The organism is Actinomadura sp. NTSP31 (genome assembly GCF_041951385.1).
Taxonomy (GTDB): domain Bacteria; phylum Actinomycetota; class Actinomycetes; order Streptosporangiales; family Streptosporangiaceae; genus Spirillospora; species Spirillospora napierensis.
On the sequence record NZ_JBGNUT010000031.1, the window covers coordinates 93593 to 119102 of the forward strand.

Sequence of the window (25510 nt, forward strand, 5' to 3'; positions counted from 1 at the left end):
GCCCACCGCCCGGCTCGACTCGAGGTGACCGATGAGCCCCCGACACCGGATCGCCGCCGCGGCCGCGGCGGCCGGCCTGGCCGCCGCGCCGACCGCGCCCGGCCCGGCCGCCGCCGCGCCCGGCCGGGCGACCGGCAACGGGGCATGGTCGGTCGAGCCCGCGAACCGCAGCGGCGCCCCCGCCGCGCGCCCCTCGTTCGCCTTCGACGCGCCGCCCGGCGCGACCGTCCGCGACTCCGTGCGGATCAGCAACCTGACCGGTGCGCCCATCACCTTCCGGGTGTACGGGGCCGACGCCTACAACACCCCCCGCGACGCCGGGTTCGCGCTGCGCCCGCCCGAGGAGGAGCCGCGCGACGTCGGCGCCTGGATCTCCCTGAAGTCCTCGTCCCCGAAGATCCCCGCGCACGGTGCGAAGGAGATCCCGTTCACGCTGAAGGTCCCCGCCAACGCGACCCCCGGCGAGCACATCGGCGGCGTCGTCGCGCTGAACACCGCCATCGAGAGCGTCCAGCGCGACGGGGGCGCCCGCGTCGGGATCCGGCGGGCCGTGGCCGCCCGCGTCTACCTGCGCGTCGCCGGACCGCTGACGCCCGGCCTGCGCGCCGACGGCCTCGGCGTCGCCCGCACCGAGCCGCTCGTCCCGTTCGCGCGGCACGAGCGGGGGACGATCCGCTACACGGTCGTCAACACCGGCAACCAGCGGATCTCGCCGACCGCCCGCGTCCGGGCGACGGGCGTGTTCGGCCACGAGATCAAGCGGTGGCCCGACCAGCGCCTCCCGGAGATCCTGCCGGGCGAGCGCACTGAGATCGCGCTGCCCTGGGACGACCCGCCCGCGCTGGACGCGGTCACCGTGCGGGTGGAGCTCGTCGCCGCCGGCGGCATCGACGTCCGCGCGCAGACCAGCTTCACCGCGGTGCCCTGGCCGGCGCTGCTCACGCTCGCGGGGATCGTCTTCGTGCTGTGGTCCGTGTTGCCCCGGCTGATCCGCCGCTGGCGGGAGCGCGCGGGCCTGGCGGCACGCGAGACGGGGGTCTTCCTGTGAGGCTCCGGTCGGCCGCCGTGCTCCTCGCCGCCGCCGCTGCCCTGTGCGGCCACCCCGTCCCCGCCGTCGCCGCCGCCGGGACGGCGCCGCCCGGTGTGAGCGTCCAGCCCGGCAAGGCCGCCGCGGGCACGACCGCATGGGTGCGGGGCAGCGCGTGGACGCCGGGGACGACCGTCCAGGTCCAGATCTGCGGCGCCGGCGCGGTGCACGGCTCGGCGGACTGCGACACCGAGCGCGCCGTCACCGCGATGGTCGCCCCCACCGGGACGTTCGAGGCGGGCCTCACCGTGGGGGAGCCGCCCTCCGCGTGCCCGTGCGTCGTCCGCGCCGGCACCCTGCCGGGCGCCGTCGGGGCGCCGGTCACCGCCACCGCGCCGTTCACCGTCGAGGGACACCCGACCGCGCGGATCGACCGAGGCGTCGCCCCGGTCCGCGCGGACGTGGCCGGCCTGGAGATCACCGGGAGCCCGGACCGCGGCGAACTCTTCGGCGGCCGGCCGCGGCGGACGCTGGTGCTGCGGATCCGCAACTCCGGCGCCGACCCCATCGAGAACGCCCCGCTGGTCGTCGGCTGGGGATCCGGCGGCACCCCGGACAGCCCGCTGGACGCGCCGGGGACCGGCACGCTGCGCCCCGGCCAGACCGCCACGTACCGGATCCCGGTGGTGCTGCCCCCGGCCGCCTTCGGCCACTTCGTGGTCGGCGGCCGGTACGCGGGGTCCGTCCCCTTCACGACCGGCTTCAACGCCTACCCGTGGGGGCTGCTCGGGGTGAACGCGCTGGCCGCGTTGCTGCTGCTCATCGGGATCCGGCTGACGCTCGGCCGCCGGGCCAGGGCGCGGCGCCGCCGGCGCGGTGCGTCCGGGCTTCCGGCACACGGCACCGCGGGCGCGGCTCATCACCAGGTGGCCCCGCGCGCCACGCCCGCGTTGGAGCTCGCCGACGTCATCGGCTACCTGGACTCGGTGGCGCCGTCGCCCTCCGGGGCGTACGTGGTCGACCGCGACGAGCTGATCGGCTACCTCGAACGCCGGAGCGGCGAGACCCTGCACGCCGTCGACGTCGAAGCGCTGGACCGGTTCCTCGCCCTGCCCGAGGGGGAGGCGCGATGACGGTTCCGACCCCGCGTGCGCCCCGCCGCACGGCCGCCGGTGCGGCGCCCCGGCTCGCGGTGGCCGCGGCCGGGCCGCTGGCGGGCGGCATCGTGCTGCTCCTGTCGGACGCCCTCGGCGGCGTCGTGCGGGTCCCCGGCGATGTCGTGACCTACATGGCGCTCACCGCGCTCGTCCTCGCCTGCGCGGCGCTGGTGCCGGCGCTGTGGCTGTCCGGACGGCTGCGTCCGTACCGGGTGGCGGCCGTCGGCGGTGCGCTGGCCGGGGCCGTCGTCGCGCTGGCCGGGCTGGTCCCCGCCGTCCCCGTCTTCGCCACCGCCCTGATGGCCGCGGGGATCCTCGCGGCTCCGCTGCTCGCCGCGCCGAGAGCGAGCGCGCTCCGCACGCCCGGCGGCCTGGATCGCGACGCTCTCGTCCGCCGATCCGGGGACGGCACTGGTCATCGCGGGGGTTGCGGCCGCCGTCCTCGCCACGGCGGCCGCCGCCCTCCCGCACGCGCCGCCCGCCGCGTCCGGCGCGTCCGGTCGTCGCGCCGCCCGGGTGCGGGACGTGCTCGCCGAGCGCGACGTCCGGGCGGCCCTGCCCGTCTACCTGCTCACCGGATGGGCCGCCGGCGCCCCGCTCATGGGCGGGCTGCACCTGCTCACCTTCCGATGGAACCTGATCGGCGCCGACCCCGTCCGGTACCTGGCCTGGGCGCTGCTTCCGGCGGTCGCGCTGGTCGTCATCGGGCGTCGGACGGCCCGCGCCGCGCAGACGGTCCCCTGGCTGCTGCTCGCCGCGGCGGCCGCGCCGATGCTGATGGCGAGCGCTCCCGGACCGGTCCTGCTCGCCGCCGGTTTCACCGTCGCCTCGGCTGCGGCCTGCCTGGCGGTCGCCGCCCTCGACACCACCGTTCTCCGGCCGCTGCCAGATCCGCGCCATCTGGCGGCGGCCGGTATCACGGGTGTTACCGCCGCGACCGGCGGGCTGGCCGGATACGGCTGCGCCGCCGCGCTGCGCGGGACCTTCGCCGAGGGCACCGCGCTGACGCTGACGGCGCTGCCGCCGATCCTCGGCGCACTCCTGGCGCTGCGCGTGTGCGGCCCGCAGATCGTGGAGCCGCCGCCGTTCCTGCACGTCAGAGCGCTGTCGGTGCCGCGCGGCCCGGTCAGGCTGTACCGGGTCGGCTTCCGGGTGGACGCGGGCGAGACCATCCTGCTGTCGGGCACCGGCGCGAGCGTGCTGCTGGCCGCGCTGGCCGGGCACACGCCGTGCAAGGGCAGGGTCGCGCTCGGCGGCGCCGACCTGACCGCGCTCGACGCCGGGCAGCGGACGACCCTCGGACTCTGCCACCTCGCCGGCCCCGACCCGCGCGCCCCCGGCGGGCTGCCGGTCGCGGCCGGGCTGGCGGCGCACGCCCGCGCGCTCGGACACGCCGATCCCGGCGCCGCCGCGCACTCCGTCCTGGACGTCTTCCCCCCGCTGCGCGGGCTCGCCGCAGCCCCCGCCGGAACGCTCACCGACGCGCAACGCGGCCTGCTCTCGCTGGCCGAGGCGCTGCTCACCCGGCCTCGGCTCCTGCTGGTGGACGGTCTCGCGGGAGGCCCGTGCGCGGCGGCCGTCCCCGCGGTGCTGCGCCGGCTCTCCGCCACCGGCACCGCCGTGGTGGTCGCCGGTCCGGCCGCACCGGAGACGCTCGCGCTGGCCTGCCGCGCCTACACCGTCGAGCCCGGCCGCGTCACCGAAGTCCCCGTCCCGGCGCCCGGCGGCTCCCGGCGGCCACCGGTGGCCCGAAGCACCGGAGGTCCCGCCCAGTGATCGCGATCGTGCTCGCCGCGCTGGCGGTGTCCCCGCTGTCCCCGCTCGCCCCGCCCGCCGGGGCGCCCGCCGCGGCGCGGCTCCAGGTCAGCCGCTCCACCGACCTCGCCGAGGGCGAGACGATCACCGTCACCGGGAGCGGGTTCAGTCCCGGGCTGAGGTCCGTGGCGGTCGGGATGTGCCGGGAGGGCTACACCAACGGCCTCAAGGACTGCGACCTCGGCGGCGGCGCCACCTTCGTCAACATCGACGCCAAGGGCGGCCTCCCCGAGGTCAGGTTGAAGGCCCGCCCGAAGTTCAACGGCCTCGACTGCACGACCCGCCAGTGCGTCATCGGCGCCGGTCCGCTGCCCGGCACCGTCCCGCCCTCCGTCGTCACCGCCAACAGCGCGATCGTCCGCGTCGGCTTCAAGGGCTCGCCGTTCAAGGGCGGCGCCGCCGTCCGCGCGTCGGCGGCTCCGGCCGCCGGCGCGGGACCCGGCACGGGCGGCCCGTCGACGCCGCTCTGGGCCGCCACCGCCGGCCTGCTCGTGCTCGCCGGGGCCGCCGTCACCGTCGTCCAACGCCGCAGCAGATGACCGAAGGAGCAACGCCCGTGTCCCGAATGAGAAGGCGCGCCGGCGCCGTCGCCGCACTCGCCGGCGCCTGCGTGCTCGCGCTCGCACCGCCCGCGCTGGCCGCACCGAAGATCACGGCCAGCAAGACCAGCGGGGTGAAGGCCGGCGACACGATCACCGTCCAGGTGACCGGCCTGACCCCCAACGAGACCTTCGTGACCCTCGGCGAGTGCAAGCCCGGGCCGAAGCTGCCCACCGACTGCGCCGCGCAGAGCACCGGGGGAGCGATCGTCGGCGCCTCCGACGCCCAGGGCAACTTCGTGACGCAGGCCAAGTCCAAGGACGCGAAGATCAAGCTCGTGGCCAAGGCCGGCGGCGCCGCCTGCACGGCGAAGGCGGGCGCCTGCGTCATCGCCGTCACCGCGCCGGGCAACCAGGGGCCGAACAGCGCCGAGATCCCGCTCACCTTCACCGGCGGCGGGAGCCCGGGCGGCGGCTCGGGCGGGGGGTCGGGTGGTTCCGGCGGGGGCTCGGGCGGCGGCTCGGGCGGCGGCGGATCCGGCGGCAACGGGGACCTGCCGTACACCGGCAGCCCCGACGGCCTGCCCACCTACGCGCTGGTCGCCTCGGCGCTGGTCATGGCGGGCGGCGCCGCCCTGCTGATCCTCCCGCGCCGCCGCAAGGGCCGCTCGTGAGGGCGGTCCGCGCCACGACCGCCGTGGCGGCCGCGTTCGCGCTGGCCACGTCCGTCCTCCCGGCCGCCTCTGCCGCGGCCGACGAGGATGCGCCCATCGCCTTCGCGACCACCGTGAACGGCGACCCGGCGGACGTGTACGCGCCCGCCGCGTCCGACATCAGGGCCGACCTGCCGGTGGCGCTGCTGCTGCAGGGCGCAAACGTGAGCAGATCCGCGTACTCCGCCTACGCCCGCGCGGTCGCCGGATACGGATTCGTGGTGGTCGTGCCCGACCACCGGCGTGTCATCTACGGGCAGAGCGGCCTGTTCCCCGAAGAGGCCCAGGCGTCATGGACCGTCGCATGGGCCCGCGACGAGGACGCGCGTGCCGCCTCACCGCTCAAGGGCAGGATCGACACCGGCTCCCTCGTCCTGCTCGGCCACTCCTTCGGCGGCGCGGCCGGACTCGCCCTCACCACGGGCGCGTGCGCTCCGCCGTTCTGCGCCACGCCCGCCGCCGCGCCCGCCGAACTGAAGGGCGCGGCGTTCTCCGGCACCAACAACAGCCCGCCCGGGGGCTCCGGCAACCCGCCCGTCGCCAACACCGTCCCGGTCGCCCTCATGCAGGGGACCGCGGACGGCCTGGCGGCGCCCGCGGCGGCGCAGGGAACCTACGAGGCGATCCAGGCGCCGCCGAAGATGCTGGTGTCCGTCACCGGCGCCAACCACTACGGGATCACCGACGCGCAGAACCCGGCCGGGGCCGCTCCCGATCCGTCCGCTCAGACGGTGACCCAGGAGACCAGCGTCAAGGCGTCCGCGCGCTGGAGCGCCATGTTCCTGCGCACCGTCCTCGGCGACGCGTGGTCGGGCGTCTGGCTGTGGGGCGTCGGCGACGCCGTGGACCCGTCCGTGACGGTCCAGCACGTCCGCTGACCCCCTCCCGTTGGCTTGTGGCGTGTCGCCCCTATGACCGTCCTCATGAGGGCGACACGCCACAACTCGACGAGTCAGTGGGCGAAGGCGAAGCCGGCTGCGCGCAGCCTGGCGGACGTCACCGGTACCTCCGGTGTCCGGATCTCGGCGCGGAAGGCCAGCTCCGGCAGGCCCTCGGCCTCGCAGATCTCCCCGAACGCCCCCGCGTTCGTCGGCGGGACCTCCGCGTCCGGGAAGGCGTTGTAGACGCCGGTCAGCCCCACGCTCACCACGTAGTCGAGGGCGGCGGCCGCGTCCCGGTAGTCGATCCGGTAGAGCAGCGCGTCGGCCGCGAACGGGACGCTCCCGCCGAGGTGCTCGTGGGCGAACCTCACGCGCGCCGGATAGTCGATGTCGCGGGGGTGGCCGTACACGTCGGGGATGCGCAGCACGGCGCCGCGCGGCGACGCCAGCACGGCCTGCTCCGCCGCTATGAAGGCGCGCGGCGAGGCGTCCTCGTCCGCGGTCGTCGGGGCGGTCTCGTCGATGACCGTCCCGCCGCCGGCGCCGTAGACCGACCCCGAACTGGTGAACACGACGCGGGGATGGACGGCGGCGGCGGTCCGCGCGGTGCCCGCGAGCGTGTCGGCGTACTCGGCGACCCGCTGGGCGGCGTCGAAGGAGCGCGACAGGCGCGGGCTCACGGTCAGCACCACGGCCTCCGCGCCCCGCGCCGCCTCGGCCAGGGCGTCCTGGTCCGAGCCGCGCAGGACGGCGACGTCCGAGCAGACCCCTTCCAGCTCACGGGTGCGCCCGGCGGACGTGGTCGTCCCGGTGACCTTGTGCCCGCGCGCCGTCCACCGGCGTGCCAGCTCCATCCCGACGTTCCCGCAGCCGACGATCAGGTACCGCACGGCGAACCTCCCATGGGGAACAGCGTTCCTTCAACGTGTCGCTCCGGGGCGACGGATCTTCGTGGCCCACCCGTCCAGCACCTCGCCGGTGTCGTGGACGTCGGCGTACTTGGCGCCGAGGTCGAACAGCGCGGCCTCGTGCGGGCGCGGGTCGCGGTCGGCGACCGCGTCGGCGACGACGGTCGGCCGTAGCCCGTGGCACAGCGCGTCCACGGCGGTGGCCCGGACGCAGCCGCTGGTGCTGACGCCGGTGATCACGACGGAGTCGACGCGCAGCGCGGTGAGGGTGCTCGCGAGCGGCGTGCCGAAGAAGGCGCTGGGGTACTGCTTGTGCACCGTCAGGTCGCCCGGCTCCGGGACGAGCTCGTCCGGCGGCAGCGCCCAGGGCGATCCCTCGTCGAACAGCCGCAGGGCGGGCACCTTGCGGTAGAACAGGCCGCCGTCCACTCCGCCGGGTTTGAAGGACACGTAGGTGAACACCACCGGGTGGCCATGCTCGCGGGCGGAGCACGCCAGCCGGGCGACACGGTCGACGATCGCCGGTGCGGGCGCGGCGTAGAGAGGGCTTTCGGGGGAGAGGTAGGCGCGCACCAGGTCGACGACGAGGAGCGCCGGCCTGTCGCCGGGGCCCAGCCGCCCGCCGAAGCCGGCCTCGCGGTAGTCGTCGGCGAGGTCCGCCGCGGCGTCCTCACCCATCGGACCGGAGCCCCGTGCCGCGTGCGGAACTGGCAGGGAAGATGTGGCGGATCATGTCGAGGTACCTCCGGGCTCGATCGTCAGCCGCCACCGGAGGCGGCCACTGCACTACGGGAAGCTCATTCATGTGCCCGCCGGTGATGTGCAGGGTGCCGCCGATGCGGAAGTCCTTCTCCACCGGCAGGACCCGGGCGCCGCGCGCCGCGGCCTCGACGGCGCAGGGGATGCCGCCGGTGCCGACTCCGACGACGACGAGGTCGTACCGCCGGTCCGCGGGCACGCTCGCTCCCTCCTCGCGGGCGGTCACATGCCGTCGCCGTTCCAGCGGCCGGCGGTGCGGCTGCGGACGGGGCGGCTGGACAGGATCGGGGCGGGGATCGGGTCGCCCTTCTTCCAGGCGCGGCCGGCGCCCGGGATGTGGGCGAGGGCGTCGGTGCGCTCGTCGGGGTGTTCGAGGCAGCGCGGGTCGGCGCCCCAGTCGGCGTGCACCGGGCCGTGCTCGTGGTCATGGCCGTCGTGGTCGCCGTGGCCGCCCTGGAGGCGGGCGGCGTCCAGCGCCTTGGCGATCGCGATGAGGCTCTTGTCCGTGCCGGTGCCGTGCTGCACGTACTCCTCGTCGATCTCGCCTCGTTCACGCTGGTACTCGACGGAGGCGCGCAGGTCGGCGAGGTCGCGTTCGCTGCGGCCGGGCGACCCGGCGCCCAGGTCGTGGGAGGACGCCGACCACCGCATGCGGGTCTCTCCCGGGCCCCAGTTGATGGCCTCGCCACCCCAGCGGACCCACTCGCTCTGGGTGTACCAGTTGAACAGCTCGCCGTCGGAGCGCAGCAGCCAGGTCGCGCCCCCTTCCAGGCTGGTGAAGTGGCCGTGCTTCACGCGGGCCGGACGGAAGAAGTAGGTGCCGAGGTCCAGCGTGCCGAAGTTGTACTCCATGTGGCCCTGGACGGTGTACGCCTCCTCGTAGCACGGGTGGTGCGCGAGGCGGTGGTCGGTCCATCCCTCCTGGGCGTGGACGAGCCGGGTGTAGAAGCCGGTCACCGGGTCGACGTGCAGGTACTTGATGAACATGCCGGGCATCGGGCCGGGGTTGGGGACGGCGTCCCACGCCATGGCCTCGCTGTCGATGACGATGACGTCCCCGCGGGCGTCCTTCCAGCGCGGCGCCCTGGTGCTCTCGACCGGGTCGAAGCCGGCGTCGCCGTACTCGCGGTAGTGCAGGATCCGGGTGCCCTCGCCGAACGTGATGGCCTCGGTCGGCACGCCCTTGGGCGCGTAGACGTAGCCGCCCTTGCCGATCTCCCTGCCGTTGTAGGTCATCGATCCTTCGAGCACGTGGTACTCGGTGTCGGCGTGGTGGATGCCGGGGCCGCGGCCCCAGTCGGTGTGGAAGTCGACGCGCAGCGAGCACGAGCCGTCCTCCTCGTCCACCGACAGGCGGCGCTCGCTGGCCCGGCCCCCGCCGCCGGCGAGTTCGGCGGCGTGCCAGATGTAGTCGTCTTCCTGGATGAGTTCGACGTGGGGTCGCACAGGGCACCTCTTCCGGGTTGCGGGAGCGGTCAGCGGTCGCGGAGCTCGCGCTTGAGGACCTTGCCGGCGGCGTTGCGGGGGAGGGCGGGGAGGAACTCGACGCCGCGGGGCACCTTCGGGCCGGACAGCCGCTCGCGGCAGTGCGCCTCCAGCGCCGCCGCGTCGACGGACGCGCCGGGACCGGCGACGACGAACGCGGTGACGCGCTCGCCCCACCGCTCGTCCGGCCGCCCGACGACCGCGCAGTCGGCGACGCCGGGGAAGGTGCGCAGGACGTCCTCGACCTCGCGCGGCGCGATGTTCACCCCACCGGAAATGATCATGTCCTTCTTGCGGTCCACCACGTAGAGGAACCCGTCCTCGTCGCGGACGACGATGTCGCCGCTGGTGAGGAAGCCGTCCTCGGTCGTGCAGCCGCCGGTGGCGCCGTCGTCGCGCAGGTAGCCGTTCATGAGGAAGGGGGAGCGGCTGAACAGCTCGCCGCGCTCGCCCGGTCCGACCGGGACGCCCGCCGGGTCCACGACCCGGACCTCGGTCATGTACCAGGGCCGGCCGACCGAACCGGTCCGGCCGGCGTCGGACGGCCGGCAGTTGCTGACGATCCCGGCCTCGGTGGACCCGTACAGTTCGTGCACCCCGGCGTGCGGGAAGGCGTCCATGACCCAGCCCTTCAGGACGGCCGGCAGCGCCGCGGCGTTGAAGTACAGGGTGTCGAGGCTGGACGCGTCGTAGCGGCCGAGCGCGCCGGACGCGCGGAGCGTCTGCGCGTGGGTCGGCACGAGGAACACCGACTGGGCGCGGTGCCGTTCGGCGAGCGCGAGCATCCGCTCGGGGTCCCATTCGGGGAGCATGACCACGGTGCCGCCGGTGACGACGGGCGCGTAGTCGAAGACCATTCCGGCGCCGTGGTACATCGGCGCTACGGCGAGGCTGACGCGGCGGGCGCCGAGACCCCATTCCATGGCGGACAGGTAGCACATGAGCGTCCGGGCGCGGTGGCTGCTGAGGACGCCCTTGGGCTTTCCGGTCGTGCCGGAGGTGTAGTAGAGGCAGCAGGGGGCGTTCTCGCCGACGGGCGCCATCGGGTCGGCGGCCCGCGCCGACTCGAGCGCCTTCTCGTAGGAGCCGGCGCCCGTCCCGCCGATGCGCAGGACGACCTCGACCGGGACCGGCGGCTCGGTGTCGGAGATGTGGGCGCGGGCGCCGGAGTGCTCCAGGACGAAGGACTCCTCGGCGTCGGTGAGCCTGGTCCCGACGGGGACGAGCACCAGCCCCGCCTTGGCCGCGGCGGCGATGACCTCGGGGTACTCCAGCCGGTTGCCGAGCCGGACGGCGACGCGGTCGCCGGGGCGCAGCCCGCCCGCGAGCAGGGCCTGCGCGAGCCGGCTGGCGCGCTCGTCCAGGGCCCGGTAGGTGAGCGCGCGGTCGCCGTCGACGACGGCGGTGGCGTGCGGTGTGGAGGCGGCGAACTCGCGCACGCCGCCCGCCATCGTGAGCGGGGCGCCGCCGGGCAGGAGTGCCACGCCCCACCTCCATGTTCCGCACTCAGAAACTGAGTTTCGTTCTGGGATACCCGAGAGCTTGCCTCGTGCCCGTGCGGCGCGTCAATGCCCGGTCCCGGGAAAGTCCGACCTTTGCCGGTACGATGCCGTGCGTGACCGCCGAGGAGCCCGCCGGCCGGCCCGCCGCTCCCGTGCCGGCGTACGCCGAGATCGCGGCCGGGCTGCGCGCGCGGATCCTCGCCGGCGAGTTCCGGCCGGGCGACCGGCTCCCCGTCGAGCCCGACCTGTCGGCCGAGCACGGCGTCAGCCGCGGCACCGTCCGGGAGGCGCTGCGGCTGCTGGCCAGCCAGAACCTGGTCACCACCACGCGCGGCGTCGCCGGCGGGAGCTTCGTGTCGCATCCGCGCCCCGACCAGATCACCGAGTACCTGGCGACCAGCCTCAACCTGCTCGCCCTGGACGACCGGGTCACGGTCGGCCAGTTGCTGGAGATCCGGGAGCTGCTGGAGGTGCCCGCCGCCGGGCTCGCCGCCGCCCGCGGGGACGAGGGCGGCCGGGCCGAGCTGCGCGGCTCCCTGTTCGACCCGGGCGGGTTCGACCCGGCGGAGATCTTCGCGCCGAACCGGCACTTCCACACCGTGCTGCTGAGGATGGCCGGCAACCCGTTCCTGGAGGTCGTCGCGCAGCCGGTGTTCCGGGTGCTCGACGAGCGGTTCCTGCGTGAGAACGCGCCGCCGCGGTTCTGGCACGGCGTCGACCGCGACCACCGGGAGATCCTGTCCCGCGTCGAGGCGCGGGACGAGGCGGGCGCGCGGGAGGCGTGCCGGGCGCATCTGGAGAACCTGCGCGAGACCTACACCGCGATCGACCGGACCCGCCCTGGCGGGGACGGACCGACGGCGGGAAACCGATCGGCCGCCCGCGACGGAGGGGTTGACGGCAAAAAGTCCGACCTTTAGCTTCGGGGCAGCCCCGCACCGGGGCGACCGGAGGAGGCCGGATGACCGTCCACGAAGCCCGTATCGGCCGGTACTACGAGGACTTCGCCGTCGGCGACGTGTTCCAGCACCCGTTCGGCCGCACCATCGGCGAGAGCGACAACACCTGGTTCACGCTGCTGACGCTGAACACCAACCAGAACCACTACAACGCCGACTTCGCCGCCCGCTCCCCGACGGGCCGGATCATCGTGAACTCGGGCCTGACGGTCGCGCTCGTCCTCGGCCTGTCGGTGATCGACATCAGCCAGACCGCGCTGCTGAACCTCGGCTGGACCGACATCGAACTCACCCACCCGGTGTTCGTCGGCGACACCCTCTACGCCGAGTCGCTGATCACCGGCATGCGGGAGTCGGCGTCCCGGCCCTACGCCGGCATCGTCACGGCCGCCACCCGCGGCCTGAACCAGGACGGCGACGAGGTCGTCTCGTGGACGCGCACCGTCATGGTCTACAAGCGGGACGCGCCCCACGACAAGAAGTACTTCCCCGAGGCCAGGTCCGGGCCGATGACGGCATGAGGATCACCTACGGGCCGTGGGGCGAGACCCTCGCCGAGCTGGTCGAGGCCGCGCGGGCCGCCGAGGACGCCGGCGCGGAGGCCGTGTGGCTCCCCGAACTGCACCGCAGCGCGACCGTCCCGGCGGCGGCGGTCGCCGCCGGAACCCGCCGCGCCCAGGTCGGCACGGCGATCGCGCTGGCCTTCGCCCGCAGCCCGATGACCACCGCGCTGGAGGCCCTCGACCTCGCCGAGCTGTCCGGCGGACGCTTCGTCCTCGGCCTCGGCACCGGCGTGAGGCGGCTCAACGAGGACTGGCACGGCGTGCGCTGGGAGCGCCCGGCCGCGCGGCTCCGCGAGACCGTCGCGATCATCCGGCACTTCGCCGCGCACGCCGCGTCCGGCGAGCCGATGACCGTCGAAGGGGAGCTGGCGAGCCTGCGGGTGCGCGGCTACCGGCGGCCCTTCCCCGCCACCCCGTTCCCCGTCTACCTCGCCGGGACGGGCCCGGTCATGACGAGGCTGGCCGGGGAGGTCGCCGACGGCTGGATCTCGCACGAGCTGTGCTCGCCCGGGTGGCTGCGCGAGAGCGCCCTGCCGCTGCTGCGCCCCGGCATGGACATCGTCGTGTCGGCCGCCTGCTCCATCGACGACGACCCGGCGGAGGCGCGCCGGCGTGCCGCGGGGGTCGCCGGGTTCTACGCGTCGGTCCGCACCTACGCCGATTTCTTCGCCTTCCACGACCTCGCCGCCGAGCAGGACGCGGTGGCCGAGGCCTTCCGCGCCGGAGCGCGCGCCGACGGCCTCGCCGCCGCCGTGCCCGGCCGGATGGTCGACGCGCTCACCCTCAGCGGCACCGCCGGGCAGGTCGCCGACCGCATCGCCGGCTACGCCGGGCACGCCACGACGATCAAGCTGACGCCCCCCGCGCACGGGCTCGCCCCCGCGGAGGTCCGCGCCGCGCAGGCCCGGATCATCGACCTGATCAAGGAGCTGGCATGAGGCCGCTGGAGGACGTGCGGATCGTCTCGCTGGAGCAGTACGGCGCGGGCCCGTTCGGCTCGCTGCACCTGGCCGACCTCGGCGCCGAGATCATCAAGATCGAGGACCCGCGGACCGGCGGCGACGTCGGCCGCTACGTCCCCCCGTACGCCGACGGCGAGGACTCGCTGTTCCACGAGGCGTTCAACCGCAACAAGCGGTCGGTGTCGCTCGACCTGTCCACCGAGGCGGGCCGGACGGTGTTCGAGGAGCTCGTCCGGGTCTCCGACGCGGTCTACTCCAACCTGCGCGGCGACGTGCCCGCCAAGCTGCGCATCACCTACGACGACCTCAAGCACCTCAACCCGCGGATCGTGTGCTGCTCGCTCACCGGCTTCGGCATGACCGGCCCGCGCTCGAAGGAGCCCGGCTACGACTACGTCCTGCAGGGCCTCGCCGGCTGGATGGACCTGACCGGCGAGCCGGACGGGCCGCCCGCCAAGTCCGGGCTGTCCCTCGTCGACTACTCCGGCGGCTACGTGGCCGTGCTGTCGCTGCTGGCCGCCCTGCACGCCGCCCGCCGCGACGGCGCCGGGATGGACTGCGACGTCTCCCTGTACGACACGGCGATCTCCATGCTCACCTACCCGGGCGTCTGGCACCTCAACGCCGGGTTCGTCCCGTCCCGCACCCGGCACTCCGCGCACCCGTCACTGGTGCCGTTCCAGAACTTCCGCGCCAAGGACGGCTGGCTCGTCGTCGGCTGCGCGAAGGAGAAGTTCTGGCGGCGTCTCACCACCGTCCTCGGCCGCCCGGACCTGGCGGGCGACCCGCGCTTCGCGACGTTCGCGGACCGGCAGAGCAACGCTCGCGACCTGCTCGACCTGCTCGAACCGCTGTTCCTGACGCGGACGGTCGCCGAATGGCTGGAGCCCCTGTACGCCGCGTCCATCCCGTGCGGGCCGGTCAACGACGTCGCCGCCGCGCTCGCCGAACCGCACACCGCCGCCCGCGGCCTCGTCGTCGAGACCGGCCACCCCCGCTACGGGACGGTGAGGAACCTCGCCTCGCCGGTCCGGGCCGGCGACCGGCCGCCCGCCTACCGGCGCGCCCCGCGGCGCGGTGAGGACCTCGCCCACGTCACCGCCGAAGTCCTCGGCTACACCGCCGAACGCGTCGCCGAACTCGCCGCCGCGGGCGCCTTCGGCCCGGTGCCCGCATGACGGCCGCCCGCGCACTGGCGGAATGGGCGCTCGGGCTCACCCATGGGGACGTGCCGGAACCCGTGCGGCGCGCCGCGCTCCGGCACGTCCTGGACGGTCTCGGCTGCGCGGTCGCCGCATCCCGCCGGAACGCCGCCGACGCCGCCGTCCTGACCGCGCTGGAGCTGGGCGGCGGACGTCCCGAGGCGACCATCATCGGGCAGCCCGCCGGCCAAGGCCGCGTGACGAGGGCCGAGGCGGCGTTCGCCAACGGCGTCCTGATGCACGCGCTCGACTTCGACGACACCCACGCGGGCGGGCTCGTGCACGCGTCGGCGCCGGTCCTGCCCGTAGCGCTCGCCGAAGCGGAGGCGCTCGGGCTCGGCGGACCCGACCTTCTGCTCGGCGCCATGGTGGGGCTGGAGGCCATCTGCCGGCTCGGCGCCGCGGCCCCGCACGGCTTCCACTCCCGCGGCCTGCACGCCACCGCCGCCTGCGGGGTGCTCGCCGCCGCGCTCACCGCGTCCCGGATGCGCGGGCTGACCATCGGCGAGACCGTCCACGCCCTCGGCATCGCCGGGAGCCAGGCCGGCGGCCTGCTGGAGTTCCTCAACACCGGCGCGTCCACCAAGCAGCTGCACGCCGGCTTCGCCGCGCGCGCGGGAGTGCTCGCCGCGACCCTCGCGTCCCACGGCGCGACCGGGCCCGGCACGGTGATCGAGGGCGAGCACGGCCTGTACGGGGCGCTGCTCGGCCGCCGCGTCGAACCGGCGGTGGTCGTCGACGGGCTCGGCGAGCGGTGGGAGCTGACCCGGATCACCGTCAAGCCGTATCCCGCCTGCCAGCTCCTGCACGCCCAGCTCGACGCCGCCCGCGGCCTGCACGGCGCCGGGGTCGAGAGCATCACCGCCGAGGTGCACCCGGACGCCGCGCCGATCGTCTGCGCGCCCGGCAAGGAGCGGCCCCGCACGCCCTACGACGCGAAGTTCAGCCTGCCCTGGAGCGTGGCCGCCATGGTGATCGACGGCTCGGTGACCACCGCGACCTACGACGCGATCGACCGTCCCGAGGTGCTCGACCTCGCCGGCCGCGTCCGCACCGAGATCGTCGACTTCGGCGGCGCCGCCGCCGACCAGCCGGGACGGCTCCGCGCCGTCACCCGCGACGGCCGCGAGATCCGCGCCGAGGTCCCGCGCAGCGGCGGCGGCCCGGACGATCCCGGCATCGACCGGACCGTCCGGGAGAAGGCCCTCGCGAACCTGGGCGACCCCGGGCATGTGACCGAGATCCTCGCCCTGCCCGACCGCACGTCGACCCGGCCGCTGCTCGCGGTCCTGGAGGCGCGGTGACCAGCAACGGAGGAAGCATGACCTTACGGTTGTCCGCCTGTGCCGGGACGGTCCGGGGCGCCTACGGGCGGGCCCTCGCGGAGCTGGCGAAGGCCGGTGCCGGGCCGGGCGACGTCGTCCATGTCGTGGAGTACGCCACCGGGCCCGCGCTCGCGACGTACGCCGAGGTCGACGCGGCCCGGCGGGACGCGCTCGGCGCCCACCGCGCGCCGGTCGCGACGGTGGCCGTCGAAGCGCTGCCCGGCGGCGAGGACCTGGCCGTCGAGCTGACCGCCTTCCCCGGCGGCGGCGAGCTGTTCGAGGCCGCACCCGACGACGGCATGCACCGCGGCACGGTCCGCGTCGCCGGCGGCATCGTCTACCTCCCGAGCCTGCACCCGCGCGGCGGCGACTTCCGCTCCCAGTACCGGCAGTGCCTCGAACAGGCCGCCGACCTGCTGAAAGCCGCGGGGCTCGGGCTCGGCGCGCTCGTCCGGACGACCGACTACACGGCGAGCGCGACCCGGTCGGAGTACCCGCGCTGCGGCCGGGTCCGCAAGGAACTCCTCGGCACCGCGGACGGGGTGTACCCCGGCGCCGCCGGCATCATCGTCGACCGGCCGGTCGTGCCGGGCGCGATGGTGTCGCTGGACGCGATCGCGTCGACCGCGACGCCGAAGACCGTCAACCCCGGCTGGAAGCGGTACGACACGCTCACCTACAAGCCGGGCGTCGCGGCGGGCGGCACCCTGTTCATGTCGGGGTTCGGGGCGCTCGAACCCGCCACCCAGAAGGGCATCTTCGACGGCGACCTGCTCGCCCAGGCCGAGTACGTCTACGCCTCCATCGCGGCGACGCTCCGCGAGGCGGGCCTCGGCGACCGGCCGCCCTACGGCGGCGTCGTCCGGCTCGTCGAGTACCTCACCCCGGACGCCGTCGCCGGCTACGGCGACGTCGCCGAGATCCGCCACAGGTACTTCGGCGACTCCCCGGCGCTGTCCTCGGTGGTGTGCTCGGCCCTGCTGCGCCCCGACTTCATGATCGAGGTCGTCCCGACGGCGGTGCTCGCCCCGGCGGGAGAGAGCGCATGAGCCTGCTGACCGAGGAGATGAGAGCGCTCATCGGGAGCGAGGTCGTCTACACGGCGCCGGAGGAGCTCGGGCGCGCGTCGATCCGGTACTTCGCGCAGGCCGTCGGCGACGGCAACCCGCTCTATACCGATGACGCCTACGCGCGCGAGCACGGGTACGGCGGCGTCATCGCCCCGCCCACGCTCATCATGGAGACGAACCAGTACACCGGCCTGCCGCGCGGCGACGACGGGTACGCCGGGCACCTGTGGCGTCTGGACGTCCCCGGCACGCGGCTGGTGCGCGGCGGCAACTCCTACGCGTTCCACCGTCCCGTCCGCCCGGACGACGTCATCACCGCGACCTGGCGGATCAGCGACATCACCGAGCGGGTCAACGGCAGGGGACAGGCGATGCTCATCGTCACCTCCACCGCCGCCTACACCGACCAGCACGGCGAACCGCTCGCGACCAACGAGGAGACGCTGATCTACGTGGAGATCGCATGACGGCCGTCGCGGTGGGGGACGCGGTCCCCGAGCTGGTGCGGCGCATCGAACTCGCCGACATGATCGCCTATGCGGGCGCGACGTGGGACTGGCAGCGCATGCACTACGACCCCGCGTTCCTCGAACAGCGCGGGCTCCCCGCGCCCGTCGTGGACGGCCAGGTGTTCGGCGCGCTGCTCGCCGAGCAGGTGCAGGACTGGCTCGGCCCGTCCGCGCGGCTGGCGACCCTCCGGTTCCGGTTCAAGAACCTGGTGTTCGCGAACGAGACCGTCCGCTGCACCGGGACCGTCACGGCGGTGGACAGCGGCCTGGTGGCCATCGAGCAGCAGGTCGAGGTGGTGGAGGACGGCCGCGTCGCCGTCGCCCCCGCCGGCTGCGAGGTGCGGCTGTGACGGTCGCGATCGCCGGCGCCGCCGAATCCGACCTTGGCGTCACCGGGGCGTCCATTCTCGGCCTGCACGCACAGGCCGTCACCCGCGCGCTGCACGACGCCGGGCTCGCGCTCTCCGATGTCGACGGCATCGCGACCACCGGCGTCTCCCGGTTCTCCGCCACCCAGCTGGCCGACTACCTGGGCGTCCGGCCGTCCTGGACGGACTCGACGTTCGCCGGGGGATCGGCGTTCGAGATGTTCGTCGCCCGCGCCGCGCAGGCCATCGAGGCCGGGCAATGCGGCACCGTCCTCATCGCGTTCGCGTCGAACCAGCGGTCCGCGCGGTCGCGGTCGCTCGGCGGCGCCGCCGACCCGCACACCCCCGAGGCGATCTTCGAGTCGCCGTACGCGCCGCTGTACCCGATCTCGTACTACGCGATGGCCGCGCAGCGCTACCTGCACGCCTACGAGGCCGACCGCGAGCAGATCGCCGAGGTCGCCGTCGCCGCGCGGGAATGGGCGCTGCGCAACCCGAAGGCGTTCCGGTACGGCGCGGGACCGCTCACCGCCGGGGATGTCCTCGACGCGCCGATGCTCTCGACGCCGCTGACGTCCGCCGACTGCTGCCTCGTCACCGACGGCGGCGGCGCCGTCGTCCTCACCTCGCTGGAACGCGCCCGCGACCTGCGGCGGCCGCCGGCCGTCGTCCTCGGCTACGGCGAGTCCACCACCAACACCAGCATGACCTCGGCCGACGACCTGCTGCGCCCCGGCTCGTTCGACTCCGGACGCCGCGCGTTCGCGATGGCCGGGCTGGGACCGTCCGATGTGGACGTCGCCGAGGTCTACGACTCCTTCACCATCACCGTCCTGCTGACCCTCGAAGGGCTCGGGTTCTGCGCGCCCGGCGAGGCCGCCGGTTTCGTCGCCGGCGGCCGGACCCGCCCCGGCGGCGCCTTCCCGCTCAACACCAACGGCGGTGGCCTGTCCTACTGCCATCCCGGGCAGTACGGGCTGCTGCTGCTCGTCGAGGCCGTCCGGCAGTTGCGCGGCGAATGCGGCGACCGGCAGGTCCACGGCGCCGAGGTCGCGCTCGCACACGGAACCGGCGGCATCCTGTCCACCCACGCCACCGTCCTGCTGGGAGCCGACCGGTGATCGAGGACCGGTGGTGGGACGCCACCCGGGACCGGCGCCTGGTCGTCCAGCGCTGCGCCTGCGGGCACGCGCAGCACTACCCGCGCGAACTGTGCATCCGCTGCGGCGGCACCGACCTGGAGTTCGCCGACGCCTCCGGGCGCGGCACCGTCGACTCGTTCACCGTCGTGCACCGCGCCCCGTCCCCGGACGCCGAGGTGCCCTACACCGTCGCGCGGGTCCGGCTCGCCGAAGGCCCGATCATCCTCACCCACCTGGACGGTCCCGGCCCGTGGGCCTGCGACGAGCCCGTCCGGCTCGGCTGGCGGCCCCTCCCGGACGGCCGCCACCTCCCCGTCTTCACCAAGGACGCCTGATGGACTTCGAACTGACCGACGAGCAGTGCCTCTTCCGCGACACCCTCCGCGACTTCGTCGACCGCGAGATCCGGCCCGTCGCCCGGGAATGGGAGGCCGCCGACCGGTATCCCACCGAGATCGTCGAGACGATGAAGGGGCTCGGCCTGTTCGGGCTGACCGTCCCCGAGGAGTACGGCGGCCTCGGCGCCGACATGGTCTCCTTCGCCCTCGTCTTCGAGGAGATCTCCAAGGGCTGGATGGGCATCGCCGGCATCCTCGGCAGCCACTCGCTGTCCTGCTGGATGATCGCCCGGCACGGCACCGCCGAGCAGAAGGCCCGGTTCCTGCCCGACCTCGCCGCCGGCCGCCGCCGCACCGGCATCGCCCTCACCGAACCCGGCGCCGGCACCGACCTCCAGGGCATCGCCACCACCGCCCGCCGCGACGGCGACCACTACGTGATCGACGGGCGCAAGACCTGGATCACCAACGCCCGGCACGCCGGCCCGCTTCCCGTCCTGGTGAAGACCGACCCGTCCGCCTCGCCCGCGCATCGCGGCATGTCCGTCCTGCTCGTCGAGGACGGCTTCGAGGTACTGCGCGACCTGCCCAAACTCGGCTACAAGGGCACCGAGTCCTGCGAGATCGTGTTTGACGGCGTCCGCGTCCCCGCCGCGAACCTGCTCGGCGGCGCCGAGGGGCGCGGCATGCAGCAGGTGCTGTCCGGCCTGGAGACCGGCCGCATCAACGTCGCCGCCCGGTCCCTCGGCATCGCGCAGGCCGCCTACGACGAGGCACTGCGGTACGCGGCGCGGCGCGAGGCGTTCGGCCGCCCGATCCAGGACTTCCAGGCGATCCAGCTCAAGATCGCGGACATGGCGATCAAGGTGCAGGCCGCCCGGCTGCTCGTGTACTGGGCCGCGTCCCGCGCCGACGCCGGCGACCGCGTCGACATGCAGGCGGGCATGGCCAAGACCTTCGCCAGCGAGGCCGCCATCGACTGCGCCCTCGCCTCGATGCAGGTCCACGGCGGCTACGGCTACTCCAAAGAGTTCACCGTCGAGCGTCTCTACCGGGACGCGCCGCTGATGAGCATCGGCGAGGGCACCAACGACATCATGCGCACCGTCATCGCCAAGGCGCTGACCTCCGGCCAGGAGACCGTCGGGTGAGGACGACCGCACTCTACGTCCCGGGCGACCGTCCGGACCGCCTCGCCAAGGCCCTGACGCTCGGCGCCGACGAACTGATCGTCGACCTGGAGGACGCGGTCCCCCTCGCCGCCAAGGCGGAGACCCGCACCGCCGTCGCGGCCTGGCTCCGCACGCTGCCCGCCGACCGGCCGCACGTCACCGTCCGCATCAATCCCGGCGAACCCGGCCGCGCCGACGCCCGCGCGGTCGCCGGCCCCGGCCTCGACGGCCTGTGCGCCGCCAAGGTCGACAGCGCGGACGACCTGCACGCCCTCGACGCCGCCCTCGCGGGCGCGCCCGGCCTGCCCGTCGTCCCGCTGCTGGAGTCCGCGGCAGCGATCCTGGCGGCACCCGGGATCGCCGCCGCGCCGCGGGTCGCCGGCCTCCAGATCGGCGAGGCCGACCTGGCCGCCGACCTCGGCGTCACCCCCGGCCCGGACGAGTCCGAACTGCTGTGGGCCAGATCCCGGGTGATCGCCGCATCCGCTGCCGCCGGGCTGCGCCCGCCGATCGGCCCGGTCTCCACCGAGTTCCGCGACCTCGACGCGTTCCGCGCGACCACGCTGCGCCTCAAGCGGCTCGGCTTCCGCGGCCGCGCCTGCATCCACCCGGCCCAGCTCCCGGTCGCCGCGGAGGTCTTCACTCCGACACCGTCCGAGCTGGATCGGGCCCGCGCCCTGCTCGCCCGCCACGAAGCCGCCCTGGCCTCCGGCTCCGCCGTGTTCGTCGGCGAGGACGGCCGCCTGGTCGACGAGGCCGTCGTCCGCGCCGCCCGCGCCCTGCTCGCCTGACCGCCGAGGAACGCCAGGCGGAGTGGCTACGCTCGGCCACCCGTGGAACCCAACACCATGTCCGGCCAAGTGGGGTCTGTGCAGTTGAAAACCGTACAGTCTCTCCCCAAGATCCTCGGCGGCGACCTCGCCTGACCGCATCGAGCCGTTTACCGATGCGGGCGTCCCCTGCCGTAACCGGTGGGTGATACTCGCGAAGTGGGGACGATGGGGCCTGGGGACGACCAGCGGCACCTGATGCGCGAGGGGGTACGGACGCGAGTCGTCCGGCTGGCGGGATCCTCACGGGCGACGACCGCGGCGACGCCGAACAGGACGGTCACAACGAACAGTCCACCCTCCAGCAGCAGCCGTCTCGCGGACGGCTCTGCTGGAGGAGGAGAACGATGAGCTGAGGGAGTGATGCCCATGGCATCTCATCTTCGCCAATGGAGCATTTCGCCGACACCAGTGATTGTGCGGCCGCTTCCGTGAGGGTGGTCAGGTCTGTGAGGACGTCCGACGACGCGACGTCGTCCAGTTCGCCGAAGCGCAACGGTGTTCCGGTGGCGGGCCGGTAGCCGGTAGGGCGGTCGGAGAGCAGCCACACGAAGGTCAGGGTATGCCGGTCGGCGGCCGCTGCGACCAATGGGCCGGGGAGCGGCCGGTCGTGTTCGTTGCCGACTTACCCGATCGCCTTCCACCGGACCCAGGTGTCGATCCCCTCGGCCCGGTAGCGGGCGCCCGGGCCGAACCGCCACTCGGCCACCAGGCGCAGCGCATCGGCCGGCGCCCGGCGGTGCGGCGTGAGCAACGATGTCAGCTCGTCATACCGCGCGTCGATCCCTCCGTGTCCTGGATGGCTGTCCACCCCGGCCTCTCCGGCCTCATAACGCCGGTTCCACTCGACATAGATGACCCATTGCTCGCGTTCCATCGCCGCAACGTCGTCGCTCGCGGGCCACACGTAGTACTCAACTTCATCAACCATGTCGAGCTGGTTGAGGCTTTGGAAGTAGTGCACCTTCCCGTCTACCTCGGCAAGACCTGCGCGTACGCCGTCATACCGATCCAGTTCGACGAGGACACGCCGAAAGCCGCCGGCAACGAGTCGATCTTCGCTCCAAGTCTCAGCCACATCGGCAGACTAGCGTCCGCCACCTTCACGAACTTTCCCCGATGCACGCCAGGCTGGATCCACACAGAGTGACGAGTGACGGCCAGATGGCTCCCCGCAGCGGTTCAGCGGACGCCGAGCACCTCACACCTCCAGCATCCGCACTCCGGCATCCGCGAGGGCCGCCCCCGTGTCCGGATCGACCGGAGCGTTCGTGATGACCACGTCCAGGTCGGTGGCATCGCAGACCTTCGCCATGCCGGTGCCCGGGAACTTGCCGGCGTCGGCGACGAGGACCACCTGCCCGCTGGCCGCGATCATGGCTCGTTTGACCGGCACCTCGACCACCGTCGTGTCCATGACGGTTCCGGTCGGCCGTATCCCGCTGGTTCCGAGGACGAGCCGGTCCGCGTGGATCTGCCGCAGGTTGTCCTCCGTCAGGTAGCCCACCAGCGACCGGTAGTCACGGCGCAGCATGCCGCCGAGAACGACGAGTTGGACGTGCTGGTCGTCGGCCAGCGTCTCGACCACCGGGAGGCTGCTGGTGACGACCGTCAGCGCCCGGCCCCGCAGGTGCCGCGCCACCATGTGCGCGGTCGTGCCGATGTCGAGCAGCACGGTCTCGCCGTCCTGGATCAGCTCGGCGCAGCGCAGCGCGACGGCGTCCTTCTCGGCGGGCCGGACCTCGGCGACGTCCGTGAAGGGGTCGTCGTGGCCCTCGACCGGCATCGCACCGCCGTGCACCCGTTTGAGGAGGCCCTCCTCGTCGAGCTTTTGCAGATCGCGGCGTATGGTGGCGAGGCTCGCCGCCAAGCGCTCGGCCAGCGTCTCCACCGTCACCGGCCCTTCGGAGCGCAGGACGCGGAGGATCAGCTCATGGCGTCGGTCCCGGAGCATGCGTCGACCGTACTCGCGCAAGACCGATCACCACCAGACATTCTCTATCACGCTCCTGCTCGTCGGCTCTCGTGGGCGCACGAGCCGACGCGCGCTCCCCACCTGCCCGCCGTCGTGGCGAACCAACCGACGCCTCCGACAATTTCAAGCAAGTGCGCTCACATTTGTGAACGATCCTGCCGACTCTTGCGCGTCTCGTCCCGCCCGGGGCACAATTCAGCGCATTGCTCGCCCGGGTGGAGGCCATGGGCTGGGGCGCCTCGTTGCCATGGAGGGTGCGCGATGACCGGACTGAAGCGACGTACGGGAAAGGGTCTGATCTCCCTTGTGGCGGGCGCCGTGCTGGCGCTCGCCGTGGGCACGTCCGCCGCAAGCGCGGACGCGGGCGAGGACAGGTCCGCGCGGGCCCGTGCCACATCGGCCGTCGACGCGATGATGGGGTTCTACGACCAGGCGAGCGGACGCTGGCAGCCCGAGAGCCCCTGGTGGCAGTCGGGCAACGCGCTCCAGGCGCTCCTCGACTACATGGCGCGGACCCGCTCGACCCGCTACCTGCCCCAGGTGAAGAACACCATCGAGCTCCAGCGCAAGCCGCTGCCCTGGTGGCCGCAGGGCGGCGGCGAGTTCCGCGCGGACTCCACCGACGACACCGGCTGGTGGGCGCTGGCGATGGTCCGCATGTACGACCTCACCCGCGACACCAGGTACCTGAAGATCGCCGAGACCGACGAGGCGTACATGCGCCAGTTCTGGGACGACACCTGCGGCGGCGGCATCTGGTGGGACCTGCCCGCGAAGACCTACAAGAACGCCATCAGCAACGAGCTCTACCTCGAACTGGCCGCCTCCCTGCACAACCGGATCCCGGGCGACACCGAGTACCTCGCCCACGCGCGCCAGGCCTGGCGCTGGTTCGCCCGCAGCGGGATGATCAACGGATCCCACCTGGTCAACGACGGCCTGGCGACGCAGAGCGGAAACTGCGGCAACAACGGCGGCACCACATGGACGTACAACCAGGGCGTGATCCTGGGCGGCCTGACCGAGCTGCACCGCGCCACCGGCGACCCGTCCCTGCTCGCCACCGCCCGGCGGATCGCCGACGCCGTGACCACCGACCCGGGCCTGTCACCGCGCGGAATCCTCACCGAACCCTGCGAGGCCGCCGCCACGTGCAACTCCGACCAGGCGGCGTTCAAGGGCATCTTCGCGCGGAACCTCGCCGAACTCGACCGCGCGCTCCCCGGCCACCCGTACCGGAACTACCTGACGACCCAGGCCCGCTCCGCCTTCACCCACGACCGGAACAACGCCGACCAGTACGGCCTGCGCTGGACGGGCCCGTTCGACCAGGCCGACATCGCCCGCCAGGAGTCCGCCGTTAGCCTGCTCACCGCCGTCCTGTAACCACTGAGCGAACGGACTCGCCCGCCAACGACCGACGTCGCCACATCCGCCACGCCACGTGAACACCGGCCGGCGGATGTGGCGATGGCGTTCGGGCGCCCGCGCTGTGCGGCGGTATCTCACACCGTTGCTGGGGCATCTGCCGCTGGCGGAGGAGGACCCGGCGTCGCTGGTGGCGTTGCCTCCGACCCGGAGACCTCGGGCGGTGGTGTGGACCGCCGCCCGTGTCCAGCATTGGCGCGAGACCGGGGAGCGGCCCGCCGTGGCCGTATGGACCGCCGCTCAGATCGCCCGATTCCTGGACGCGGTCGCCGTTCATCGTCTGTATGCGGCCTACCATCTGATCGCGTTGCGGTGACTGCGGCGCGGTGAAGCGGCGGGCCTGCGCTGGTGCGATGTCGACCTGGACGAGGGCACTGCGGTGGCCTGTCGTCAGTTGCAGCCGAGGGACGGGCGGCTGATGGTATGCCCGCCCAAGACCGTGCACAGTACCCGGGTGATCGCGCTGGATCGCACCACGATTGCCGCGCTGCGCGCGCACCGTTCCCGGCAGCGTGCGGAGGCGGACGCCTACGGCGGGCGATATCGCGACAGCGGTCATGTGCTTACCAACCGCAACGGCGACCCGATCTCTCCGGGCTGGCTCACCCATGTCTTTCAGCGGCTGATCGCCGCCCACGGGGTGCCACCGATCCGTTGCACGACCTGCGGCACGGCGCTGCCACGCTGGCGTTGGCGGCCGGGGTGGAGGTGGAGGTGGTGCAGGAGATGCTCGGCCCAGCATCGTGCTGACCGCCGACACCTACACCTCCGTGCTACCCGAGGTCGCGCACACCGCGGCGGAGAAGACCGCGGCGTGCCTGCTCCGCGCGGCTGGTGTGGTGCCTGGCACCACCCAGCGCCGGGGCCGTGCTCCGGCTCAG

General features: G+C 73.9%; 29 protein-coding genes. 20 read left to right on the plus strand and 9 right to left on the minus strand.

The features are described from left to right. Positions 1–31 precede the first annotated feature (31 nt). Together ACA514_RS38170 and ACA514_RS38175 are read left to right on the plus strand one after the other, a co-directional pair. A complete protein-coding gene (locus ACA514_RS38170; RefSeq protein ID WP_375046163.1) occupies positions 32–1048 on the plus strand; it encodes a hypothetical protein in 1017 nt (338 codons plus the stop codon). Beyond that, entirely contained in the window at positions 1045–2160 is a 1116-nt protein-coding gene (locus ACA514_RS38175) for a hypothetical protein (RefSeq protein WP_375046164.1), read from the plus strand. The genes ACA514_RS38170 and ACA514_RS38175 overlap by 4 nt, the downstream gene beginning before the upstream one ends. A gap of 151 nt (positions 2161–2311) precedes the next feature. Here ACA514_RS38175 and ACA514_RS38180 read toward each other — a convergent pair whose 3' ends face one another. Continuing rightward, positions 2312–2545 (minus strand): hypothetical protein, encoded by a 234-nt coding sequence (locus ACA514_RS38180; RefSeq protein ID WP_375046165.1) that lies wholly within the window; start codon positions 2543–2545, stop codon positions 2312–2314. 164 nt (positions 2546–2709) lie between these two features. Between ACA514_RS38180 and ACA514_RS38185 the strand changes: the two genes are divergently transcribed. The 4 genes from ACA514_RS38185 to ACA514_RS38200 are packed head-to-tail and all read left to right on the plus strand — an operon-like array spanning position 2710 to position 6129. Then, on the plus strand, positions 2710–3960 hold the full coding sequence (locus ACA514_RS38185; protein WP_375046166.1) for a hypothetical protein: 1251 nt from the start codon (positions 2710–2712) through the stop codon (positions 3958–3960). Continuing rightward, the gene (locus tag ACA514_RS38190) at positions 3957–4538 is read left to right on the plus strand and encodes a neocarzinostatin apoprotein domain-containing protein (protein ID WP_375046167.1); all 582 of its coding nucleotides are present in this window, start codon (positions 3957–3959) and stop codon (positions 4536–4538) included. The genes ACA514_RS38185 and ACA514_RS38190 overlap by 4 nt, the downstream gene beginning before the upstream one ends. Positions 4539–4564: 26 nt before the next feature. After that, positions 4565–5212 carry a neocarzinostatin apoprotein domain-containing protein gene (locus tag ACA514_RS38195; RefSeq protein ID WP_375046211.1) on the plus strand — a complete coding sequence of 216 codons (648 nt, stop codon included), beginning with the start codon at positions 4565–4567 and terminating at the stop codon, positions 5210–5212. Continuing rightward, on the plus strand, positions 5209–6129 hold the full coding sequence (locus ACA514_RS38200; protein ID WP_375046168.1) for an alpha/beta hydrolase family protein: 921 nt from the start codon (positions 5209–5211) through the stop codon (positions 6127–6129). The genes ACA514_RS38195 and ACA514_RS38200 overlap by 4 nt, the downstream gene beginning before the upstream one ends. Before the next feature lie 74 nt (positions 6130–6203). Here ACA514_RS38200 and ACA514_RS38205 read toward each other — a convergent pair whose 3' ends face one another. The 5 genes from ACA514_RS38205 to ACA514_RS38225 are packed head-to-tail and all read right to left on the minus strand — an operon-like array spanning position 6204 to position 10768. After that, positions 6204–7022, minus strand: a complete 819-nt coding sequence (locus ACA514_RS38205) for an NAD-dependent epimerase/dehydratase family protein (protein WP_375046169.1) — start codon at positions 7020–7022, stop codon at positions 6204–6206. Positions 7023–7052: 30 nt separating this feature from the next. Next, the gene (locus ACA514_RS38210) at positions 7053–7718 is read right to left on the minus strand and encodes an isochorismatase family protein (RefSeq protein ID WP_375046170.1); all 666 of its coding nucleotides are present in this window, start codon (positions 7716–7718) and stop codon (positions 7053–7055) included. Then, the gene (locus ACA514_RS38215; RefSeq protein ID WP_375046171.1) at positions 7711–7998 is read right to left on the minus strand and encodes an FAD-binding protein; all 288 of its coding nucleotides are present in this window, start codon (positions 7996–7998) and stop codon (positions 7711–7713) included. The genes ACA514_RS38210 and ACA514_RS38215 overlap by 8 nt, the downstream gene beginning before the upstream one ends. A gap of 23 nt (positions 7999–8021) precedes the next feature. After that, the gene (locus ACA514_RS38220; protein WP_375046172.1) at positions 8022–9245 is read right to left on the minus strand and encodes a DUF4437 domain-containing protein; all 1224 of its coding nucleotides are present in this window, start codon (positions 9243–9245) and stop codon (positions 8022–8024) included. Positions 9246–9274: 29 nt separating this feature from the next. Then, entirely contained in the window at positions 9275–10768 is a 1494-nt protein-coding gene (locus ACA514_RS38225; protein WP_375046173.1) for a class I adenylate-forming enzyme family protein, read from the minus strand. Positions 10769–10899: 131 nt separating this feature from the next. Here ACA514_RS38225 and ACA514_RS38230 point away from each other — a divergent pair, with 131 nt between their 5' ends. From ACA514_RS38230 to ACA514_RS38285, 12 genes are read left to right on the plus strand one after another with little or no spacing between them, the layout of a single operon-like run. Continuing rightward, on the plus strand, positions 10900–11706 hold the full coding sequence (locus tag ACA514_RS38230) for a FadR/GntR family transcriptional regulator (protein ID WP_375046174.1): 807 nt from the start codon (positions 10900–10902) through the stop codon (positions 11704–11706). A 41-nt stretch (positions 11707–11747) separates the two neighbouring features. Continuing rightward, positions 11748–12266, plus strand: coding sequence for a MaoC family dehydratase (locus tag ACA514_RS38235; protein WP_375046175.1), 519 nt, complete (start codon positions 11748–11750; stop codon positions 12264–12266). Beyond that, positions 12263–13246: an LLM class flavin-dependent oxidoreductase gene (locus ACA514_RS38240; protein ID WP_375046176.1), complete on the plus strand. Its 984-nt coding sequence runs from the start codon at positions 12263–12265 to the stop codon at positions 13244–13246. The genes ACA514_RS38235 and ACA514_RS38240 overlap by 4 nt, the downstream gene beginning before the upstream one ends. Beyond that, positions 13243–14448 carry a CaiB/BaiF CoA transferase family protein gene (locus ACA514_RS38245; protein ID WP_375046177.1) on the plus strand — a complete coding sequence of 402 codons (1206 nt, stop codon included), beginning with the start codon at positions 13243–13245 and terminating at the stop codon, positions 14446–14448. Before ACA514_RS38240 ends, ACA514_RS38245 begins: the two co-directional genes overlap by 4 nt. Next, positions 14445–15776 carry an MmgE/PrpD family protein gene (locus ACA514_RS38250; protein WP_375046178.1) on the plus strand — a complete coding sequence of 444 codons (1332 nt, stop codon included), beginning with the start codon at positions 14445–14447 and terminating at the stop codon, positions 15774–15776. Before ACA514_RS38245 ends, ACA514_RS38250 begins: the two co-directional genes overlap by 4 nt. A gap of 17 nt (positions 15777–15793) precedes the next feature. Further along, a complete protein-coding gene (locus ACA514_RS38255) occupies positions 15794–16846 on the plus strand; it encodes a Rid family hydrolase (protein ID WP_375046179.1) in 1053 nt (350 codons plus the stop codon). Next, positions 16843–17334, plus strand: coding sequence for a MaoC family dehydratase N-terminal domain-containing protein (locus tag ACA514_RS38260; RefSeq protein ID WP_375046180.1), 492 nt, complete (start codon positions 16843–16845; stop codon positions 17332–17334). The genes ACA514_RS38255 and ACA514_RS38260 overlap by 4 nt, the downstream gene beginning before the upstream one ends. After that, entirely contained in the window at positions 17331–17726 is a 396-nt protein-coding gene (locus tag ACA514_RS38265) for a MaoC/PaaZ C-terminal domain-containing protein (RefSeq protein WP_375046181.1), read from the plus strand. Before ACA514_RS38260 ends, ACA514_RS38265 begins: the two co-directional genes overlap by 4 nt. Further along, complete coding sequence (locus tag ACA514_RS38270) at positions 17723–18865, plus strand: acetyl-CoA acetyltransferase (RefSeq protein ID WP_375046182.1); 1143 nt, start codon at positions 17723–17725, stop codon at positions 18863–18865. Before ACA514_RS38265 ends, ACA514_RS38270 begins: the two co-directional genes overlap by 4 nt. Further along, positions 18862–19221: a Zn-ribbon domain-containing OB-fold protein gene (locus ACA514_RS38275; RefSeq protein WP_375046183.1), complete on the plus strand. Its 360-nt coding sequence runs from the start codon at positions 18862–18864 to the stop codon at positions 19219–19221. Before ACA514_RS38270 ends, ACA514_RS38275 begins: the two co-directional genes overlap by 4 nt. Beyond that, positions 19221–20375, plus strand: a complete 1155-nt coding sequence (locus ACA514_RS38280) for an acyl-CoA dehydrogenase family protein (protein WP_375046184.1) — start codon at positions 19221–19223, stop codon at positions 20373–20375. Before ACA514_RS38275 ends, ACA514_RS38280 begins: the two co-directional genes overlap by 1 nt. Next, positions 20372–21187 (plus strand): HpcH/HpaI aldolase/citrate lyase family protein, encoded by an 816-nt coding sequence (locus tag ACA514_RS38285; RefSeq protein WP_375046185.1) that lies wholly within the window; start codon positions 20372–20374, stop codon positions 21185–21187. Before ACA514_RS38280 ends, ACA514_RS38285 begins: the two co-directional genes overlap by 4 nt. 319 nt (positions 21188–21506) lie before the next feature. Here ACA514_RS38285 and ACA514_RS38290 read toward each other — a convergent pair whose 3' ends face one another. From ACA514_RS38290 to ACA514_RS38300, 3 genes are all read right to left on the minus strand, one after another. Then, complete coding sequence (locus ACA514_RS38290; RefSeq protein WP_375046186.1) at positions 21507–21776, minus strand: hypothetical protein; 270 nt, start codon at positions 21774–21776, stop codon at positions 21507–21509. Between the two features lie 75 nt (positions 21777–21851). Beyond that, entirely contained in the window at positions 21852–22304 is a 453-nt protein-coding gene (locus tag ACA514_RS38295; RefSeq protein ID WP_375046187.1) for a hypothetical protein, read from the minus strand. Positions 22305–22427: 123 nt separating this feature from the next. Further along, positions 22428–23180 (minus strand): DeoR/GlpR family DNA-binding transcription regulator, encoded by a 753-nt coding sequence (locus tag ACA514_RS38300; protein ID WP_375046188.1) that lies wholly within the window; start codon positions 23178–23180, stop codon positions 22428–22430. 282 nt (positions 23181–23462) lie between these two features. Between ACA514_RS38300 and ACA514_RS38305 the strand changes: the two genes are divergently transcribed. After that, complete coding sequence (locus ACA514_RS38305) at positions 23463–24587, plus strand: glycoside hydrolase family 76 protein (protein WP_375046189.1); 1125 nt, start codon at positions 23463–23465, stop codon at positions 24585–24587. A gap of 127 nt (positions 24588–24714) precedes the next feature. Beyond that, positions 24715–24945 (plus strand): hypothetical protein, encoded by a 231-nt coding sequence (locus ACA514_RS38310; protein ID WP_375046190.1) that lies wholly within the window; start codon positions 24715–24717, stop codon positions 24943–24945. Positions 24946–25510 lie beyond the last annotated feature (565 nt).

Bases quoted from the DNA above. Each gene is read 5' to 3' on its own strand.
- ACA514_RS38170 (WP_375046163.1), top strand. From the start codon at position 32: ATGAGCCCCCGACACCGGATCGCCGCCGCGGCCGCGGCGGCCGGCCTG.
- ACA514_RS38195 (WP_375046211.1), top strand. From the start codon at position 4,565: ATGAGAAGGCGCGCCGGCGCCGTCGCCGCACTCGCCGGCGCCTGCGTG.
- ACA514_RS38210 (WP_375046170.1), bottom strand. From the start codon at position 7,718: ATGGGTGAGGACGCCGCGGCGGACCTCGCCGACGACTACCGCGAGGCC.
- ACA514_RS38235 (WP_375046175.1), top strand. From the start codon at position 11,748: ATGACCGTCCACGAAGCCCGTATCGGCCGGTACTACGAGGACTTCGCC.
- ACA514_RS38240 (WP_375046176.1), top strand. From the start codon at position 12,263: ATGAGGATCACCTACGGGCCGTGGGGCGAGACCCTCGCCGAGCTGGTC.
- ACA514_RS38245 (WP_375046177.1), top strand. From the start codon at position 13,243: ATGAGGCCGCTGGAGGACGTGCGGATCGTCTCGCTGGAGCAGTACGGC.
- ACA514_RS38250 (WP_375046178.1), top strand. From the start codon at position 14,445: ATGACGGCCGCCCGCGCACTGGCGGAATGGGCGCTCGGGCTCACCCAT.
- ACA514_RS38255 (WP_375046179.1), top strand. From the start codon at position 15,794: ATGACCTTACGGTTGTCCGCCTGTGCCGGGACGGTCCGGGGCGCCTAC.
- ACA514_RS38260 (WP_375046180.1), top strand. From the start codon at position 16,843: ATGAGCCTGCTGACCGAGGAGATGAGAGCGCTCATCGGGAGCGAGGTC.
- ACA514_RS38265 (WP_375046181.1), top strand. From the start codon at position 17,331: ATGACGGCCGTCGCGGTGGGGGACGCGGTCCCCGAGCTGGTGCGGCGC.
- ACA514_RS38280 (WP_375046184.1), top strand. From the start codon at position 19,221: ATGGACTTCGAACTGACCGACGAGCAGTGCCTCTTCCGCGACACCCTC.
- ACA514_RS38300 (WP_375046188.1), bottom strand. From the start codon at position 23,180: ATGCTCCGGGACCGACGCCATGAGCTGATCCTCCGCGTCCTGCGCTCC.
- ACA514_RS38305 (WP_375046189.1), top strand. From the start codon at position 23,463: ATGACCGGACTGAAGCGACGTACGGGAAAGGGTCTGATCTCCCTTGTG.